Annotated in this window: 17 protein-coding genes and 1 pseudogene; 3 read left to right on the top strand and 15 right to left on the bottom strand. The window is 70.0% G+C overall.

Features of this window, described 5'->3' with window-relative positions:
- Positions 1–135: 135 nt before the first annotated feature.
- Genes ACWD26_RS11260 through ACWD26_RS11250 form a run of 3 tightly spaced genes read right to left on the bottom strand, consistent with a single transcriptional unit; the run spans position 136 to position 2,094 of the window.
- Positions 136–963, bottom strand: coding sequence for a class I SAM-dependent methyltransferase (locus ACWD26_RS11260; protein WP_451268549.1), 828 nt, complete (start codon positions 961–963; stop codon positions 136–138).
- 36 nt (positions 964–999) lie between these two features.
- Positions 1,000–1,305: a metal ABC transporter permease gene (locus ACWD26_RS11255; protein ID WP_451268586.1), complete on the bottom strand. Its 306-nt coding sequence runs from the start codon at positions 1,303–1,305 to the stop codon at positions 1,000–1,002.
- Positions 1,306–1,356: 51 nt separating this feature from the next.
- Positions 1,357–2,094, bottom strand: coding sequence for a class I SAM-dependent methyltransferase (locus ACWD26_RS11250; RefSeq protein ID WP_451268547.1), 738 nt, complete (start codon positions 2,092–2,094; stop codon positions 1,357–1,359).
- 387 nt (positions 2,095–2,481) lie between these two features.
- On the opposite strand from ACWD26_RS11250, the gene ACWD26_RS11245 reads away from it, so the two are divergent.
- Positions 2,482–2,748: a hypothetical protein gene (locus ACWD26_RS11245; RefSeq protein ID WP_451268545.1), complete on the top strand. Its 267-nt coding sequence runs from the start codon at positions 2,482–2,484 to the stop codon at positions 2,746–2,748.
- A 42-nt stretch (positions 2,749–2,790) separates the two neighbouring features.
- Here ACWD26_RS11245 and ACWD26_RS11240 read toward each other — a convergent pair.
- The 12 genes and pseudogenes from ACWD26_RS11240 to ACWD26_RS11185 form a co-directional block, all read right to left on the bottom strand.
- Positions 2,791–3,109, bottom strand: a pseudogene (locus ACWD26_RS11240) (methyltransferase); the annotation flags it as partial.
- A gap of 59 nt (positions 3,110–3,168) precedes the next feature.
- Positions 3,169–4,050, bottom strand: a complete 882-nt coding sequence (locus ACWD26_RS11235) for a metal ABC transporter permease (RefSeq protein ID WP_451268543.1) — start codon at positions 4,048–4,050, stop codon at positions 3,169–3,171.
- Positions 4,047–4,922, bottom strand: coding sequence for a metal ABC transporter ATP-binding protein (locus ACWD26_RS11230; protein WP_451268541.1), 876 nt, complete (start codon positions 4,920–4,922; stop codon positions 4,047–4,049). The genes ACWD26_RS11235 and ACWD26_RS11230 overlap by 4 nt, the downstream gene beginning before the upstream one ends.
- Before the next feature lie 11 nt (positions 4,923–4,933).
- A complete protein-coding gene (locus tag ACWD26_RS11225) occupies positions 4,934–5,869 on the bottom strand; it encodes a metal ABC transporter solute-binding protein, Zn/Mn family (RefSeq protein WP_451268539.1) in 936 nt (311 codons plus the stop codon).
- A gap of 371 nt (positions 5,870–6,240) precedes the next feature.
- Positions 6,241–6,603: an ArsR/SmtB family transcription factor gene (locus tag ACWD26_RS11220; protein ID WP_451268537.1), complete on the bottom strand. Its 363-nt coding sequence runs from the start codon at positions 6,601–6,603 to the stop codon at positions 6,241–6,243.
- Entirely contained in the window at positions 6,590–6,994 is a 405-nt protein-coding gene (locus ACWD26_RS11215; RefSeq protein WP_451268535.1) for a (2Fe-2S) ferredoxin domain-containing protein, read from the bottom strand. Before ACWD26_RS11215 ends, ACWD26_RS11220 begins: the two co-directional genes overlap by 14 nt.
- A complete protein-coding gene (locus tag ACWD26_RS11210; protein ID WP_451268533.1) occupies positions 6,991–8,031 on the bottom strand; it encodes a WD40 repeat domain-containing protein in 1,041 nt (346 codons plus the stop codon). Before ACWD26_RS11210 ends, ACWD26_RS11215 begins: the two co-directional genes overlap by 4 nt.
- Entirely contained in the window at positions 8,028–9,329 is a 1,302-nt protein-coding gene (locus ACWD26_RS11205) for a CobW family GTP-binding protein (RefSeq protein WP_451268531.1), read from the bottom strand. Before ACWD26_RS11205 ends, ACWD26_RS11210 begins: the two co-directional genes overlap by 4 nt.
- Positions 9,269–9,751 carry a Fur family transcriptional regulator gene (locus tag ACWD26_RS11200; RefSeq protein ID WP_451268529.1) on the bottom strand — a complete coding sequence of 161 codons (483 nt, stop codon included), beginning with the start codon at positions 9,749–9,751 and terminating at the stop codon, positions 9,269–9,271. Before ACWD26_RS11200 ends, ACWD26_RS11205 begins: the two co-directional genes overlap by 61 nt.
- Before the next feature lie 741 nt (positions 9,752–10,492).
- On the bottom strand, positions 10,493–10,927 hold the full coding sequence (locus ACWD26_RS11195; protein ID WP_451268527.1) for a VOC family protein: 435 nt from the start codon (positions 10,925–10,927) through the stop codon (positions 10,493–10,495).
- A gap of 168 nt (positions 10,928–11,095) precedes the next feature.
- On the bottom strand, positions 11,096–11,407 hold the full coding sequence (locus tag ACWD26_RS11190; RefSeq protein ID WP_451268525.1) for an ArsR/SmtB family transcription factor: 312 nt from the start codon (positions 11,405–11,407) through the stop codon (positions 11,096–11,098).
- An 80-nt stretch (positions 11,408–11,487) separates the two neighbouring features.
- Positions 11,488–11,790, bottom strand: coding sequence for a hypothetical protein (locus ACWD26_RS11185; RefSeq protein WP_451268523.1), 303 nt, complete (start codon positions 11,788–11,790; stop codon positions 11,488–11,490).
- Between the two features lie 470 nt (positions 11,791–12,260).
- On the opposite strand from ACWD26_RS11185, the gene ACWD26_RS11180 reads away from it, so the two are divergent.
- Together ACWD26_RS11180 and ACWD26_RS11175 are read left to right on the top strand one after the other, a co-directional pair.
- Complete coding sequence (locus ACWD26_RS11180; protein ID WP_451268521.1) at positions 12,261–12,572, top strand: DUF1490 family protein; 312 nt, start codon at positions 12,261–12,263, stop codon at positions 12,570–12,572.
- 6 nt (positions 12,573–12,578) lie between these two features.
- Positions 12,579–14,768 (top strand): heavy metal translocating P-type ATPase, encoded by a 2,190-nt coding sequence (locus tag ACWD26_RS11175; protein ID WP_451268519.1) that lies wholly within the window; start codon positions 12,579–12,581, stop codon positions 14,766–14,768.
- Positions 14,769–15,016: the final 248 nt, after the last annotated feature.

The following is a 15,016-nucleotide window of genomic DNA, read 5'->3' as shown; positions in this document are numbered from 1 at the left end:
GAGGTGAGTGAAGACGGCTATCTCCACTACGCCCGGAGGTCCCTCCATGATCAACTACCGACGGCTACGTGTCACCAACGTGACGGCCGAGTACATCTAGGGCGGCCCCGCGGCGTTCAGCGGCGTCCGTCCGGGCTATGGCAGCCGGATGAGGTTGAGCCGGTAGTCCTCGACCTGGGGCAGGCGTTGGGCGGCGAGGCCGGAGAGCATCTCCCGGTACGCGGCCGGGAGCTCGTCGTGCATCTGGGGCGGCAGACTGGTGAGCGTGTGGGAGGCGAGGAGGTGTGCTCCCGGTCGCCAGTCGGCGAGTCGGGCCGGGTCCGCGCAGGTCCACCGCATGCGGGCCTCGACCTTGCCCAGTGCGTCGTGCTGGTCCTGGGTGTCGATGACGCCGGGGCCGGCGGTGTCCAGGGCCAGCAGGGAGCCGGGGAAGCGGTCGGCGAGCAGGTCGATGACGTGCTGTACGTCCCCTTCTTCCAGGTAGGGCAAGACCGCTTCGGCGGCGAAGAAGTACGGCCCGTCGGACCGGGCGGCCACCGCCGCGACCCACGTCTCGTCCGTGACCGACGCGGTGAGCATCGTCCGGCGCTCGGTGTCGGTGAAAAACTGCCTGCGCAGCTCGATGACGTCGGGCAGGTCGAGGTCGAACCAGCGGGTGCGGCCGTTGTCGACCCTGTCACAGCGGGTGTTGAGCCCTGTGCCGATCTCCACGACAGTGCCGGCGGGGTGGGCGGCGAGAAAGTCCGTCACCCACCGGTCGAACAGGTTGGTGCGCAGGACCGCGCCGACCAGGCTGGGCAGGTTGTCGAATCGGGAGAAGTCGTAGTCGATCGAGGCGACGATCTCCTCGGCCCGTGCGTCGCGCAGCGCCGCGTCCTTCCTGCGGTTCTCGACCGCCCGCCCGTACAGCGGGATCAGAAGCGTCTCCTGGATCGTGCCCAGGCGTACCGCGTGCTGTGTCATGGCCGACTCCCCGCCCCGTCCTCAGACCCTTCAACGCTATATGAAAATGGATCCCGTTGTTAATAGGTTGCGGTCAGTCGAGACTGCCTCTTCCTGGGCCGATCGCCATGTCTCGGAGTCGCCCCGGCGGCGCCGGGCCCGCGCCACCAGCCCGTGCCGAGGTGCCAAGCACCACGTCAGGGCGAACAGCGCGGGCATGCGGGCGGCTGCGGCCGGGGTGATCAGGAGGGACAAGGCGAGGATGTTGCCGACCGCCTCCAGGGGCATCGCGATCGTGGCGGTCACCACCGTGCAGAGGATCAGGTCGAGCCGCATCACGGGAAGTCCGGCCGCCCTGGGGATGGCGTGGGGGCGTGGGGAAGGGTTCAGGCGTCAGGTGCCGGGTGCCGGGCGCTACTCGCCTTGGCGCGTGAGGAGGTGGAGCCCGAGATCGGGATCACCGGCGGGTCGCATGACGAGTCCGGCTTCGGAGGTCTCCTCGGCCAGCTCGCTCTCGCTCGCCACCCACCAGCGGTAGTCGACCGTGACCTCCGACAACGGAAGACCGTCCCGCAGGACGCGGTAGTCCATCCGCCAGGTGACCTCGTCGTCGCCCGAGGGCTCCGCGCTCGCCCACCCCTCGTAGTCCAGTGCGCCCACGGTCGCCGTAGCCATCCGGGTGCGTGGAACGCGCTCCGGCCGGACGGGCGGGCTGACATTGACGATGAGGGCGCCGCCGGGGGCGAGCCGCTGTGCGGCGCTCGCCCACAGGGCCCGCCGCTCGGCCGGCGGCAGGTGGCCCAGCATGTTCAGCGCGACGATCGCTCGCAGACCGTCCGGGAGAGAGACGTGTGCGGCGTCGTCCGTCAGCACCGTGACTCGGTCCCGGAGTTCAGGGGCGTCGTGGACGCGGGCGAGGAGTACCGCGCGCATGGGGGCGGAGGGTTCGACCGCGAGGACGGGATCGCCGCCCGGCAGTGCGGCGCAGATGGCTGCGACCCCGCGGCCGGTACCGGCCCCGAGGTCCACCACCGGTCCGGCCTCGGCCTTCACCTGGTGGAGCAGTCCTGTCAGCGCCGGAGCAAGGGAGTGCCAGGCTCCGGCCATCAAGAGGTCCAGGTACTCGGCGGAGCGTTCGTACGGATCCAGCACGGTCAACCCTCCGGGCTGTATGTCAATACGATTGTCATTTTCATCTGGAGTATTGCAGAGTTCAACCCCGAACGCGTCGCTCTTGGCGATGCAACTTCCTCAAGGGGCATCCATGGCCAACTCCCCTGCGTCCGGCTCCCCTACGGATCCGAGCCGTGGCCCCTCACTTGCCACGCCGATGTACGGGCGGCCCTGGCGCACCCCGGCCTCAGCGCCGACTCCGGCAACCCCGGTCTGCCCCGGGTGCCACCGTTGCCGCCCGGGCCCAGTCAGGTGTCGTTCCTGCTCATCACAGGATCCAGAAGCTGCGTCCCGGCATCCGCGGTACGGCCGAGCGGCTCTTCGACGAACTGGCCCGGCGCACGCCCCCTCCACTTCATCGAGGCTGTGGCGGTCCCGCTGCCCGCGCTCGTTGTCGGCGGCATCCTCGGCGTGCCCGAAGAGGACCTCGACTTCTTCGGAGGCAACTGCGCGATCATCACCTCCACCGTCGACAGCCCGGAGGAGATCGGCGCCGCCTACGCGTCGATGTCCGCCTACCTGGACCGCCTCATCACGGCGAAGGAGAGGGAACCGGGTGAGGATCTGCTCGGCCGTGTGATTCGACGGCGTCTCACGACGGGACACTGGACCACGAGGAGTTGGTGGCCGTGACCCAGCTACTCATTGCGGCGGGGCTCGACACCACGTCGAACTGAGGGCGTCGGTCCATCCGTCGTCGCCGATGACGGTGTCCACATAGCTCCGCGTCCGCATGGTGGGTGCGGCCGAGTTCCAGGAGCAGGGGATCCGACGGCGACGATCTCTGCCTGTGGTAGCCGGGCGGCGAGCCTGGCGGCCAGGGGGCCGGGCCGCAGCCCAGGTCGAGTATCAGCGGATGCGCGCGGTCGGCAGTCACGTGCTCGACGGCGTCGGCGATCACGGTGAACCGCTCTTCGAGGTCGGTGGCGTAGTGCTCCTGCTGGAGCTCCCGGCGTTCCGCCCACAGCTTGGCTGTCGCCATGCTCACGCCCATCGGCTCGTGCGCCTCTTCCGTCTCTCACCCGGCAGTGCTGTTTCCCAAGCCGGCAACGGTCAGACGGGTTGCGGGGCGGTCCTTCTGGCCCCCCAGCGTCGGGTGCGGTAGGTGCCGGCGAGCCTGCAGGCGGCGTAGATGGTGAACGAGATCGTCGTGACGTAGGGGCTGATGGGGATGCTGCTGCCCAGGGCGAGCAGGATGCCGCCCTCGATGGAGGCAACGGCGAAGACCACGCTGAGCACGGGCAGCAGTACCGGTGAAGCGGTGATGCGGGCGGCGGCCGCGGCGGGGGTGACGAGGAGGCTGAGGACCAGCAGCGCGCCGACGATCTGTACCGACAGGGCGACCGCGAGGCCGAGCACGATCATGAAGGCGACGGACAGCGTGTGCACCGGCACGCCGCGGGCCTCCGCGACGTCCGGATCTGCGCTGGCGAAGGTCAGCGGGCGCCACATGACGGCCAGGGCAATGAGGACGAGGGCGGAGGTGCCGAGCAGCCAGGTCATCTGGGGCGTGTCGACGGCGACGATCTGGCCGGTGAGGAGGCCGAACTTGTTGGCCGCCCGGCCTTCGTAGAGGGCGAGGAAGAGCACGCCGAGTCCCAGGCCGAACGGCATGATGATGCCGATCACCGAGTTGCGGTCGCGGGCGCGCGCGCCCAGGACGCCGATCGTGGCGGCTGCGATGAGGGAGCCGACGATCGAGCCGGCCACGATGTTCACGCCCAGTAGCAGTGCCGCCGACGCGCCTGCGAAGGACAGCTCGCTGATGCCGTGGACCGCGAAGGGCAGGTCGCGCATGATGACGAAGACCCCGGCCAGGCCGCCGATGAGGCCGATTGCGGCGCCGGCGATGAGGGAGTTGCGGACCAGCGCGAGCAGTTCCCCGTAGTTGTCGAAGACGAAGATCTGCTGCCAGACCCCGTCGGCGAGCGTCATGGGCGCACTCCGTCCGTCTCGTGCGGGTGGTGAGGGGGTGCCGCCGGCTCGTCGGGTGCTCCGACGACCACGATCCGGCCGTGGACGCGTACGACGTCGACGTGGGTGCCGTACAGCTGGGACAGCGACGCGGAGGTGAGGACCTCCTCCGGTGTCCCGATCCGGTGACCGCGGCCGCCTCCCGCCAGGTACAGCACCCGGTCCACCAGGTGGAGCACCGGGTTGATCTCGTGGGTCACGAAGACCACGGCCGTGTCGTGGGAGCGGCGTCGGGCGTCGACCAGTTCGGTGACGGCCCGCTGGTGATGGAGATCGAGGTTGAGCAGCGGCTCGTCGCAGAGCAGGATCCGCGGGTCGGTCGCCAGGGCCTGTCCGATGCGCACGCGCTGTCGTTCGCCGCCGGACAGCAGGCCGAGGGGGACGTCGGCGTATGCGGAGGCCCCGACCGAGGCGAGGATCTCGTCCACCCGGCGGCGGGCGGCGGCCGTGCGCAGCCTCGGTCCGAAGCGGTGGCCGTCGATTCCGAAGCGCACGAGGTCGCGGGCGCGCAGCATCGTCTGCGCGGACAGTGCAGCCTGCTGGGGGACGTAACCGATGTGCCGGCTGCCGTTGCGGGGAGGCCGGCCGAGGATGGTCAGGGTGCCGGAAGACAGCGGCTGCCGGCCCAGCAGGGCCCGTACGAGGCTGGTCTTGCCCGATCCGTTCGGTCCGAGCACGGCCAGGAACTCCCCGGGCCGTACGTCGAGGTCGAGGTCGCGCCACAGCGCGCGCTCGCCGTAGGTCAGGGCGGCGCCGTGCAGGCTGATCACCGCGGCGGTGTCGGTGCCGCTGGTCTCGGTCCTGCCCTCGCGGGCCTGGGGTACACGGGTCATGCCCGACTGCCTCACTTGGCCAGCGCGCTCGCGAGCGCGTCGACGTTGGCGGTCATCCAACTGAGGTAGTCCTTGCCGTTCGGCAGGGTCTCGGTGACGGGTACGACGGGGACGCCGGCCGCCTTGGCCGCCTGCTCGACCTTTTCCGTCTGGGGGCCGGAGGTCTGATCGTTGTAGACGAGTGCCTTGACCTGCTTGCCGGTGAACAGCGCGAGGGTGTCCTGCAGGGTCTTGGGGGAGACGTCGTCCCCTTCCTCGATCGCCTCGCTGAATTCCTCGGGAGTCTTGTTGACCAGACCACTCGCCTCGGTCAGGTACAGCGGCACGGGCTCGGTGATGGCCACGGCGTCGCCGTCGTGCTCGGTCCTGATCTGTGCTTCCTTCGTCTCCAGAGGCTTGAGTTTCGCCTTGAAGGCCGTGGCGTTCTTCGTGAAGGTGGCGGCGTCGTCGGGGTCGGCCTCGCCCAGGGCGGTGGCTATCGAGTCGGCGAGCTTGCCGACCGTGGGGAAGTCGTACCAGACGTGCTCGTTGAGCTCACCGCCCGCCGGGGCCTTCTTGCCGGAGACCTCGACCGCGTTGATCACCTCGGCGGAGGAGTCACCGCTCTTCAGCATCCGGTCGATGAAGTCGTCGTAGCCGCCGCCGTTCTCGATGACGACCTTCGCCTTGGACAGCGCCAGCTGGTTCTGGGTGCTGGCCTCGTAGGAGTGCGGATCCTGGTCGGGCTTGCTCATGATCGAGGTGACATCGACCTTCTCACCGCCTATCTGCTCGACGATGTCGCCGTACACGTTTGTCGAGGCGACCACCGGAATGGCGGACGAGGAGGCCGGATCCTGCGAGGCGCTCCCGTCGCTTCCGGAGTCCGACGAATTGCCACACCCTGCCAGAAGGGCCAGGGAGATGCCGGTTGTCAGCGCCAGACGCCGGGACGAGGACGGGGGCATGGATCCTCCACAACACGTATGAACAGGACTCGTGGCAAGGCCCGGTAAGCCCCACGCCAGGCAGAAATGAATTTCAAGACCACGCCTGATCAATCGGTTATGACAATCGTTGCCAAGATTTGACTCGACGGGAGCCACCCGTTCCGGGAGACGACGAGGCGGGGCAGCGGTACCGCCCGCACCCGCATCTGGAGCGCTCCTCGTCGCCCACGTTTTCACCATACCGGGCAAGTCGGGGGTCTTCTCGGGGGACCGGAAGCGGCGGCCGGCCGTCTCGGCGCCCGTGGCGTACCTATAAGGGTGTCGGTCGTGGGCGTGTCCATGAAGACGCCGGTTCGACTGCTCTGGGGCGATGTCGACGGGATCCTGGTTCAGTCGAGGTCGCGTACTCCGAGGCGCAGGTGCTCGATGTGGTGGACGGCCTGGTCGAGGAGCTGGGCGACGTGGTCATCGTAGAGGCGGTAGACGATGCGGCGGCCGTCGCGCTCGCCGGTGACCAGGCCCAGGGCGCGTAGCAGCCTCAGTTGGTGGGAGACGGCGGACTGTTCCATGCCGACGGCGGCGGCGAGTGCGCCGACCGGGTGCGGCGCCTGCCGCAGGGTGGTGAGGATCAGCAGCCGGGAGGGTGTGGCCAGGGCCTGGAGGGTGGCGGCGACGGAGGCCGCGGTGGCTTCGTCGAGGCGGGCGGCCGCGAGGACGCTGCGGCCGCCGCTGTCGGTCTCACCGGCGTGCACGGGCCCGGGCCTCGCGCGGCGGGCGGATGAACTGGAGCCTCAGTGTGGGGGGAGGGCCGGCGACTCCGGGACCGCCGGCCTCTGCCCAGCGCAGGAGGTCGTCGGTGCAGTCGTCGTCCATGGCGAAGCCGATCCAGGTGGCCTGGCCGCCGGCCCGACGTCCGGCGGTGGAGGGCTGGACGACGATGACGTTGGCCTGGTCACAAGGGCCGAGGCAGTCGGTCGTACGGACGGCGAAGCGACCGCCGGAGTCCGCCGCACCGGCCTGCAAGCGGTCGAGTTGCCAGGCATGGTCGGTGCCGGGGTGTTTGCGCGGGTTGCCGCAGCAGCAGCCCCGGCACACGACGAGGGTGCAGGGCCGGTTCGCGGTCCGGATCACGGAGCGGTTCATAGGGCGGTCCGGGAGGGTACGCCGTACGCCCGGATGCGGCCGTCGCGCCAGGCGGCGATCAGCAGATGCGGTCCGGCCCAGGCCAGCGCGGCGACCGCCGAACCGTCCCCGTCCCCGTCCAGCTCCCGCACCGGCCGTAGTCGCGCCTGCGGCCTCCCGGCCGTGGCGTACCACAGGGCGACCGTCCCGTCGTGCCCGCCGCTGGTCAGGTGTCCGGCGGCACCGGGACGCCAGGCGAGCGCGGTGACCGTCTCGTGGCAGCGCAGGGAACGGGGCGCGGTGCCGGCCGGTCCCTTGCCGGAGAAGTCCCATACGGTGACGTCGGGCGCACCGTCGGCGGCCAGCCACAAGCCGGTGTCGTCGAAGGCGAGGCGGGAGACCTTCTCCGGGTAGCCGGACATGGTCAATTCACTTCCGTCGCGGGTGCGCCAGATGTGGATGGAGGCGTCCTGGTTGCCGCTGCAGATCCACTTGCCGGTAGGGGCGACGGCGAGCGCGAGGTGCGAGCCGATGTAGGGATAGGCCACCACCGGCTTCTCGGTGTGCCGCTCGTGGCCGCGCACCGCGCCGTACGCGGCCACCGCGAGGCGGCGCCCCTGGCGCATCCAGGCGAGGTCCGTGACGGTGGACGCGGCGGGCTCGGTGCGCCACAACTCAGCGCCGGCGGCGTCGAGTACGAGCGCGCGGCGGCCTGCGGCGACCGCGACGCGCTCGTTGTCCGCCCATGCGGCGGCGGCCGACCAGGCGCCGGACTCCCGGACGGTGGTGTGCCCGTCCGCGCGCCGCCACAACGCATACCCCAGCGGCCCGGTGACCACCGAGTGGCCTGCGTCGGGGGAGAGTTCGACGCGGAGCGCGCCGCCCGGCAGTTCGAGGGAGCCCATTTCGGCGCCCATCGCGGCATCCAGCACGCGAACGGTGCCTTCCGCGCCGCCGACGGCCACCAGATCGCCGCGCGCGCTCAGCGAGACAGGGGCGTCGTCGACAGTGATGTCCCAGGCGACGGTCAGTGCCTGGTCGGGTGCGGTGATGCTCACGCGGCGGCTCCCGCGGTGGCCAGGCAGCCGGCGAAGCCCCGCTCCAGTTCCTCGCGGTCGAGGTTGCGTCCGATGAACACGAGCTTGTTGCCCCGTTGTTCGCCCTCGCGCCACTCCCGCCCGAGGGCGCCGTCGAGCAGCATGTGCACGCCTTGGAAGACGTACTGCTTGGGTTCCCCGGCGAGGGTGAGGATGCCCTTGGAGCGGAAGATGTCGACGCCCTTGGTGCGCAGCAGGGTGCCGAGCCAGCGGTTGAGCCGGTCCTCGTCGAGCTCGCCGTCCAGCCTGATGCCGACTGAGGTGACGGTGGTGTCGTGCTGGTGCTCGGTCTCGGTCAGGAACGACGGGTCGTCGGCCAGTACCCGGTCCAGGTCGAACGCCCTCACGTCCAGGACCTGACGCAGATCGACCCCGGCGTGCTGGGCGCGCAGGATCTGCACCGGCGCGTTGATCGACCGGATGCGGTCCTCGACCTGGGTCATGGTCTGCTCGTCGGCCAGGTCGGTCTTGTTGAGCACGATCCGGTCGGCGAAAGCGATCTGCTCGACTGCCTCGTTCTCCACGCCCTCGGGTTTGACCTCGTCCAGGTGCTGCAGCACGTGCGCGGCGTCGACGAGCGTGATGATGGCGTCCAGGCGCAGCTGCGAGGCGATCTCGTCGTCCATGAAGAAGGTCTGTGCGACCGGCGCGGGGTCGGCCAGGCCGGTGGTCTCGATGAGGATGTGGTCGAACTTCTCGCGTCGGCGCATCAGCGCGCCGAGGATGCGGATGAGGTCTCCTCGTACGGTGCAGCAGATGCAGCCGTTGTTCATCTCGAAGATCTCTTCTTCGGCGTCGAGGACGAGTGCGTCGTCGATGCCGACTTCGCCGAACTCGTTCTCGATGACGGCGATGCGCATCCCGTGGTTCTCGGTGAGGATGCGGTTGAGCAGCGTCGTCTTGCCCGAGCCGAGGAAGCCGGTCAGTACGGTGACGGGGACGCGTTCGTCACGGGGCTCTGCGGTGGTCAATTCTGGCTCCCAGTAGCTCTGTTCGGGGTTGAGCAGGGCGGCCCGTAGGTCGTCCCCGGTGATCTGCTCTGCGGGTCGGTGCAGGGTCCAGCGGCGTGGTTCGCCGTCCATGGGCAGCACGGCAACGACCGTCTCCAGCGGTGGGCAGCCCGGCTCGGTGCAGGTGAGCTCGCGGACCATGACGGCGGTGTCCTCGTCGAGGTCCAGTAGTGCGCGGACGGTTTCCTTCAGCTCGCGCAGTTTCGGGTTCGGTCCCGGCTGTCCGGTCGGGCGGATTCCCAGTGGCATGGCGGCAGTCCTCTTTCGGCCGGGCTTTCAGCCGGGCGGGGTTGGCAGTCGGCGCAGATGCCGCTGAGTTCGACGGTGTGCTCGACTGCGGCGAATCCGGTGTCGGCGGTGACGCGATCGGCCCACTCCTCGACGACCTCGGAGTCCACCGGGCGGCTGTGGCCGCAGGCCCGGCAGATCAGATAGTGCTGGTGCCCGTCGGCAAGACGCTGCCGGTACAGCCGCTCACCGGAGTCGTCGCGTATGACGTCGACACCGCCGGCGGCCTCCAGGTCGCGGAGCGCCCGGTACACCGTGGTCAGACCGATCCGGATTCCGTTCGCCGTCAGCAGGGTGTGCAACTCCTGTGCGGACACGAAGTCCTGGCAGGACGTCAGCCGTTCGGCAACGGCGGCCCGCTGCCGGGTGGTCCGGCTGGTCACGGCAGATCACCCCCTACCGGCGCTCGTCCGAAGCGGCATGCCCTTGAAACTAGATGAAAATGAAATCCATGTCCATATGAATCTCCGGTCATGTATCGCCGTACTCGATGGTGTGCCGGCCGAGCATCGCCATGCCGTCGCGGGATGCCTGGGCGGGAGGTGTCCGGCTGGGTGCGGTGGAGCCCGAAAACGCGCTTACGGACAGCCCGGTGTCGCTGCGAGGACTCCGACGTCGTCTTTGGGGGCGGCCTGGAAGCAGGCCGCTGCGGAGCGAGCCGGCTGACGGCTGGGGCGGTATCAGTGCGCCGCCTGTGGGCGAGACGCCGGCGACGTGGATCTCCCGTCGGGAGCGGGGTATGGCGGTCGGTGGACAGCCCGGCTTACGTCTGAATCGGGACCCTGTCGGCGCTTTCTGAGCCGCGGGCTTCCCTCCTTGGCTGGGCATGGCGCGGCGGGCGACGTTCAGGTTCGACGGGCAGCGGGAAGCGCAACGTCGTTGAGGGGCGGAAACCTGGCTGGTGACACCCAGCGTGAGGGGCGTTCCGTCGGCGAAGCCGACCTCGACCCGCAGCGGGCCGGCCGTGCCGGGCGCGGTGTGCAGAACGCGGGGCTGGCCGCCGCACCAGCGCTGAATGTCGTCGGCCGGACCGGCCACGTCGAGGCGGGTGATGCCGGTGGGCCGGCGTCGGTGTGGGGCGCTCAGCGCAGGGGGCCTTGCGGCCAGTGAACGAGGGAGGGCAATCAGGGCCGGCCGATGGTCGCCCGGAAGCCTGTCGGCGTGTCCGGCGGGAAGCCGGGGCCTTCCGAGGGGACCTCGGTCACGGGCGCGTCGTTCTCGACGGCGAGTGCGCGCAGGCGTCGCTCGTCCTCCACGAGCACGATCCAGGCCACCGGGACCAAGGAGTCGGAAGGGTGTGCGGCGAGGGCTTTGCCGTCGATCTCGATCAGCGGCGGGGCGCCCGGTGCGGGAGGTTCGCCGTTCGGGTAGTGGATCTCCAGGAGCGACTGTCCCAGCGGGGTGATGAGGTTGGACAGCCCGAGGCCGGGGATCGTTCGGCCGCGTGCGATGCCCAGGCCGGCCTGGCTGAGTACCTGCTCGGCGTCGGCCTTGGTCCGGGCCGCCAGCACCACGTGATCGATCTCCATCAAGCCGCCCTTCCGCCGGATCGTGGACATCGGCGCACCCTGACACCAGCCGTCACTGGAATTCGTTTTCAATACCGCCTTCGTGGGCCTGCCGGCCCGGCCCGAGCGGCTGCCGAGAGGCGTGAGTGTGCGAGCGACGACGGCCGCCCGGCTGGGCCGGGCGGCCGTCGAGGTGGACGCGTGCCACGACCGCTGGCGCTACTCCTGTGCGTGCCGGATGGCGTCCAGCACGATGTGCGCCACGTGATCGTCGGTCAGGCTGTACCGGGTCTCGCGTGCCTGGCGTCGGGCCGTGACGATCCGGGAGGTGCGCAGCACCCTCAGATGCTGGGAGACCAGCGGCTGGCTCACGCCCAGCGCGGCCACGAGCTCGTGGACGTACTTCCCGCCGCCGGACAGCTCGCGCACGATGCCCAGGCGCACCGGTGACGCCAGGGCGCGCAGCAGCTCACTGGCGGCCTGCAGGGTCTGCGCCGGCTCGTCCGGGGAGGGAGGGGAAGGCATCGTCATATGCAGACATTAGCATGTGGCAATGATTTCCGATTCGGTTGGCGTGGGCGCTCGATGCGCCCTCACGCCTGGGTGGGAGATCAGTGATCGTCCCAGTGTCCCTCATGAGCGGCGTGGCGGTGGCCGTCGTGCAGGTAATCGGTGTGGCCGTCGTGCGGCACGGCGACATGCCCGCAGTCCTCGCCGTGCTGGTGGTCGTGGCCCTCGTGGATGGCGTGGCCGCCGGCGGTGCACTCGTCGACGTGACCGTCGTGAACCCGGTGGAGGTGCCCGTCGTGGGCGTAGTCGGTGTGGTCGCCATGGGGGAGGGCGACGTGGCCACAGCCCTCGCCGTGGGCGTGTGTGTGGTTCTCGTGCGTGCGGTGATCGGTGGCGGTGGGCATGGGGGCTCCTTGCTGTGTCTGCCGTTGCCCATGGCTCTGGGGTGGGGCAACGCATGGCGACATTAACATATAGCGATTCCTGCATTCATCTGTGGGGGGGCTCTGCTGTCGGCCGCCGCTTCGATCCTCTGTGACGGGAGGTCAGGTGACTCCGTGAGCGGGTGATGATGTGCGACCTCGCTCTCCTCCTGAGGGAGATGCGCCCGACCTCCTGGGAACTGCGGGGTGGCGGCGTATGGCTGCTCGTCCGTCAGGTGCCTTGTCGCCGGCCGCCGTTGGAGGTGTGACAGGAGGTGGCGGGTTGGCCAGGGCGGCGCGGCAGAGCAGTCCCGGTCGGCGTCAGGTGCTGGGGTAACTCTCCAGGCCGGTGGCTGGCTGTCCCCTATCTGGGCCAGTCTCGACATACCGTCTCAAAGATGGACAATTGAGATAGCTGTGTACCAGGCATGGCGCGGATGAGGGAGTTCTCCATGCATCCTGCTGGGTTCGTCGGTGCCGCGGCCGGCCGATTTGTGCACTACGCCGTCTCGGGCGTCGTCGGCGCAGCTGTTCTACGGGGAGCGGTCAGAGCCGCACCACGAGTGAAACCCGCTGCTCGCAGGGCGCTGGTCGGCGGCCTCGCAAGCGGGATCGTGGCAGGCCGGTGGCTCGGTTCCGCTGCTGAGGAAGCCCGGCTCAAGGCGGGCGACATGCTGGCCGAGGCCCGTTCCTCCCTGGGGGAAGAGGCGCCGCCGCCTTCCGCGGTCGACGTCGAGGGCCACGCGCACGACCACGAGCACTGACTGATCATGGCCGATGTCCTTGTGCGTTCCGTCGCCGCAGGCCGGGTCCGGCTGATCGTGCCCTGGCTGCGGGCGCGGCCCGGTTGTGCCGGGCTGGTCGATGAGCGGCTCGCCGGGGTCCAGGGGTTCCGGGCGCTGCGGATCTTCCCCCGGACCGGCAGTGTCGTGGTCTGGGTCAAGCCCGGCCGCCTCGACGTGGACCGGCTGGTGGCGGCTCTGGAAGAGGCCCCGCCGCCTTCGGCGCCCGCCAAGCCCAGCCGGTCGACACCCGATTCCTCCACCGGCGAAGTGGCCCGGTTGGTCGTCGGTGGCGCCGTCCTCGCCCTCGTCGCCGTGCACCGCTTGCTGCTGCGTCGTCCACCGTGGTCCGCCCGCGCTCCGTCGGGCTTCCTGGGTGCCGTCACGGTCTTCAGCGGCCTGCCGTTCTTCCGCGGCGCACTCCTCACGCTCATCGGCCGCAGGCACGCGGGCACGGACACCCTCGTCACGGCCGCCACTGTCATCTCCCTGTTGCTGCGGGAGAACGTGGTGGCCCTGACCGTGCTGTGGCTGCTCAACATCGGCGAGTTCCTGCAGACCATCACGCTGCGCCGTACCCGGCGTGCCATCGAGGAACTGTTGAGCATCGGCGAGGAGCGGCTCTGGCTGGTGCGCGACGGCGTCGAGGTCGAGGTGGCGCTCGAGGAAGTCGAGGTCGGCGACGAAGTCGCGGTGTATGAGCACCACAAGATCCCGGTCGACGGCGTCGTGGTCACCGGCGAGGCGCTGGTGGACCAGGCGGCGATCACCGGCGAGGCCCTTCCCGTCTACACCCGCCAGGGCTCGGAGGTCTACGCGGGCACCATCGTCACGTCCGGCTCGCTGAACGTACGCGCCACCTCTGTCGGCAGCGACACCACAGTCGGCCGGATCGTCAGCCGGGTGGAGGAGGCTCAGGCCGACCGGGCGCCGATCCAGACGGTCGCCACCCGCTTCACCCGCCGCTTCGTACCCGTCTCGTTCGCCCTCGCGGGAGCCACGTATCTCCTCACCCGGGACGCCCGGCGCGCGATGACCATGCTGCTCATCGCCTGCCCCTGCGCCGCGGGCCTGGCCACACCCACCGCGATCAGCGCCGCCATCGGCAACGGCGCCCGCCGCGGCACCCTCATCAAGGGCGGCACCCACTTGGAAGGCGTGGGCCGGGTCAGCGCCGTCGTCTTCGACAAGACAGGCACCCTCACCTTCGGCCGCCCGCTGGTCACCAGCGTCGTCGCCCTGCAGGAGAACTTCACCGCCGACGAGGTGCTCAGCCTTGCCGCATCCGGGGAACTGCACGCCCGGCATCCGCTCGCCCAGGCCATCGTGGCGCGCACCGAGGAGCAGCACCTGCACATCCCCATCCACCAGGCATGCGAGGTCGTCCTCGGTATGGGCATGCGCGCCGAACTCGACGGCACCCGGCTGCTCGTGGGCAGCCCGGCACTGCTGCGCCAGCACGGCCTGGAACTCGGCGCAGTGGCCCAGGAATGGACCGAGCAGCTACGGCGGCGCGGCGAGACGGTCATCTGCCTCGCCCACGACGAGGACCTGATCGGCATGCTGGGCGTGTCCGACGCCGTACGCACCGGAGCCCACACCGTCGTACGGCAGCTGCAGGATCTCGGTGTCTCACGGATCATCCTGCTCACCGGTGACGCGCCGGAGACGGCGCAGACCGTCGCCGACGCCCTCGGGATCACCGAGGTGCACGCGCACGCCCTGCCGGAGGGCAAGCTCCAGCTCATCCGCGACCTCCAGGACGAAGGGCACACCGTCGCGATGGTCGGCGACGGAACCAACGACGCCCCCGCCCTGGCACTGGCGGACGTCGGCATCGCCATGGGCGAGCACTCCTCGCACGTGGCGCTGGAGACCGCCGACATCGCCCTCGCCGGCAACGACCTGCGACAGGTCGCCGCCGTGGTCGAACTCAGCCGGCACACCCTCCGCGTCGTGCGCCAGAACTACGGCCTGGCCATCGGCGTCAACCTCGTCGGCCTGCTCGCCAGCGCCGGGGGCTCCATGAACCCGGTCGCGGCGGCCCTGCTGCACAACACCAGCAGCATCGCGGTCGTCGGCAACTCAGCACGGCTGGTCACCCACACCCCCCATCTTCCCGGCGAACCCGCCGCCCGGCTGCGCGCAGCACCACTCGAAGAACACCGGGTACGCTGAGCCGCCCCCTCAAGACCCGTCGGCAAGTCCGCCGCTGCTGCCCGCCCTTGTGCGAAGGCTCCCCGGCGGCTGACCGACCCTGCATGATCCGGCGAGGGTCGAGAGGTGCTGGAGACGCTACGCCAAACGCGACGGGCAGCTCGCCCGACGCAACTGCCGGCCTGAAAAGAGGAACGCAGCGCCTCCCACCGCAAGGTCAGGGCCTCGGGCAGGGGCAGCTCGATGCGTTCAGCGGCTTCCTGTTCCCC

Source organism: Streptomyces sp. NPDC002787 (assembly GCF_053592095.1).
Note: the sequence above shows the minus strand (reverse complement) of the source record. Positions and strands in the feature narration are given on the sequence as shown.

Excerpts from the sequence above, each read along its gene's own strand:
- ACWD26_RS11175 (WP_451268519.1), top strand. The coding sequence starts at position 12,579 with ATGGCCGATGTCCTTGTGCGTTCCGTCGCCGCAGGCCGGGTCCGGCTG.
- ACWD26_RS11235 (WP_451268543.1), bottom strand. The coding sequence starts at position 4,050 with ATGACGCTCGCCGACGGGGTCTGGCAGCAGATCTTCGTCTTCGACAAC.
- ACWD26_RS11260 (WP_451268549.1), bottom strand. The coding sequence starts at position 963 with ATGACACAGCACGCGGTACGCCTGGGCACGATCCAGGAGACGCTTCTG.
- ACWD26_RS11225 (WP_451268539.1), bottom strand. The coding sequence starts at position 5,869 with ATGCCCCCGTCCTCGTCCCGGCGTCTGGCGCTGACAACCGGCATCTCC.
- ACWD26_RS11205 (WP_451268531.1), bottom strand. The coding sequence starts at position 9,329 with ATGCCACTGGGAATCCGCCCGACCGGACAGCCGGGACCGAACCCGAAA.
- ACWD26_RS11180 (WP_451268521.1), top strand. The coding sequence starts at position 12,261 with ATGCATCCTGCTGGGTTCGTCGGTGCCGCGGCCGGCCGATTTGTGCAC.
- ACWD26_RS11215 (WP_451268535.1), bottom strand. The coding sequence starts at position 6,994 with ATGAACCGCTCCGTGATCCGGACCGCGAACCGGCCCTGCACCCTCGTC.
- ACWD26_RS11195 (WP_451268527.1), bottom strand. The coding sequence starts at position 10,927 with ATGTCCACGATCCGGCGGAAGGGCGGCTTGATGGAGATCGATCACGTG.
- ACWD26_RS11230 (WP_451268541.1), bottom strand. The coding sequence starts at position 4,922 with ATGACCCGTGTACCCCAGGCCCGCGAGGGCAGGACCGAGACCAGCGGC.
- ACWD26_RS11190 (WP_451268525.1), bottom strand. The coding sequence starts at position 11,407 with ATGACGATGCCTTCCCCTCCCTCCCCGGACGAGCCGGCGCAGACCCTG.
- ACWD26_RS11185 (WP_451268523.1), bottom strand. The coding sequence starts at position 11,790 with ATGCCCACCGCCACCGATCACCGCACGCACGAGAACCACACACACGCC.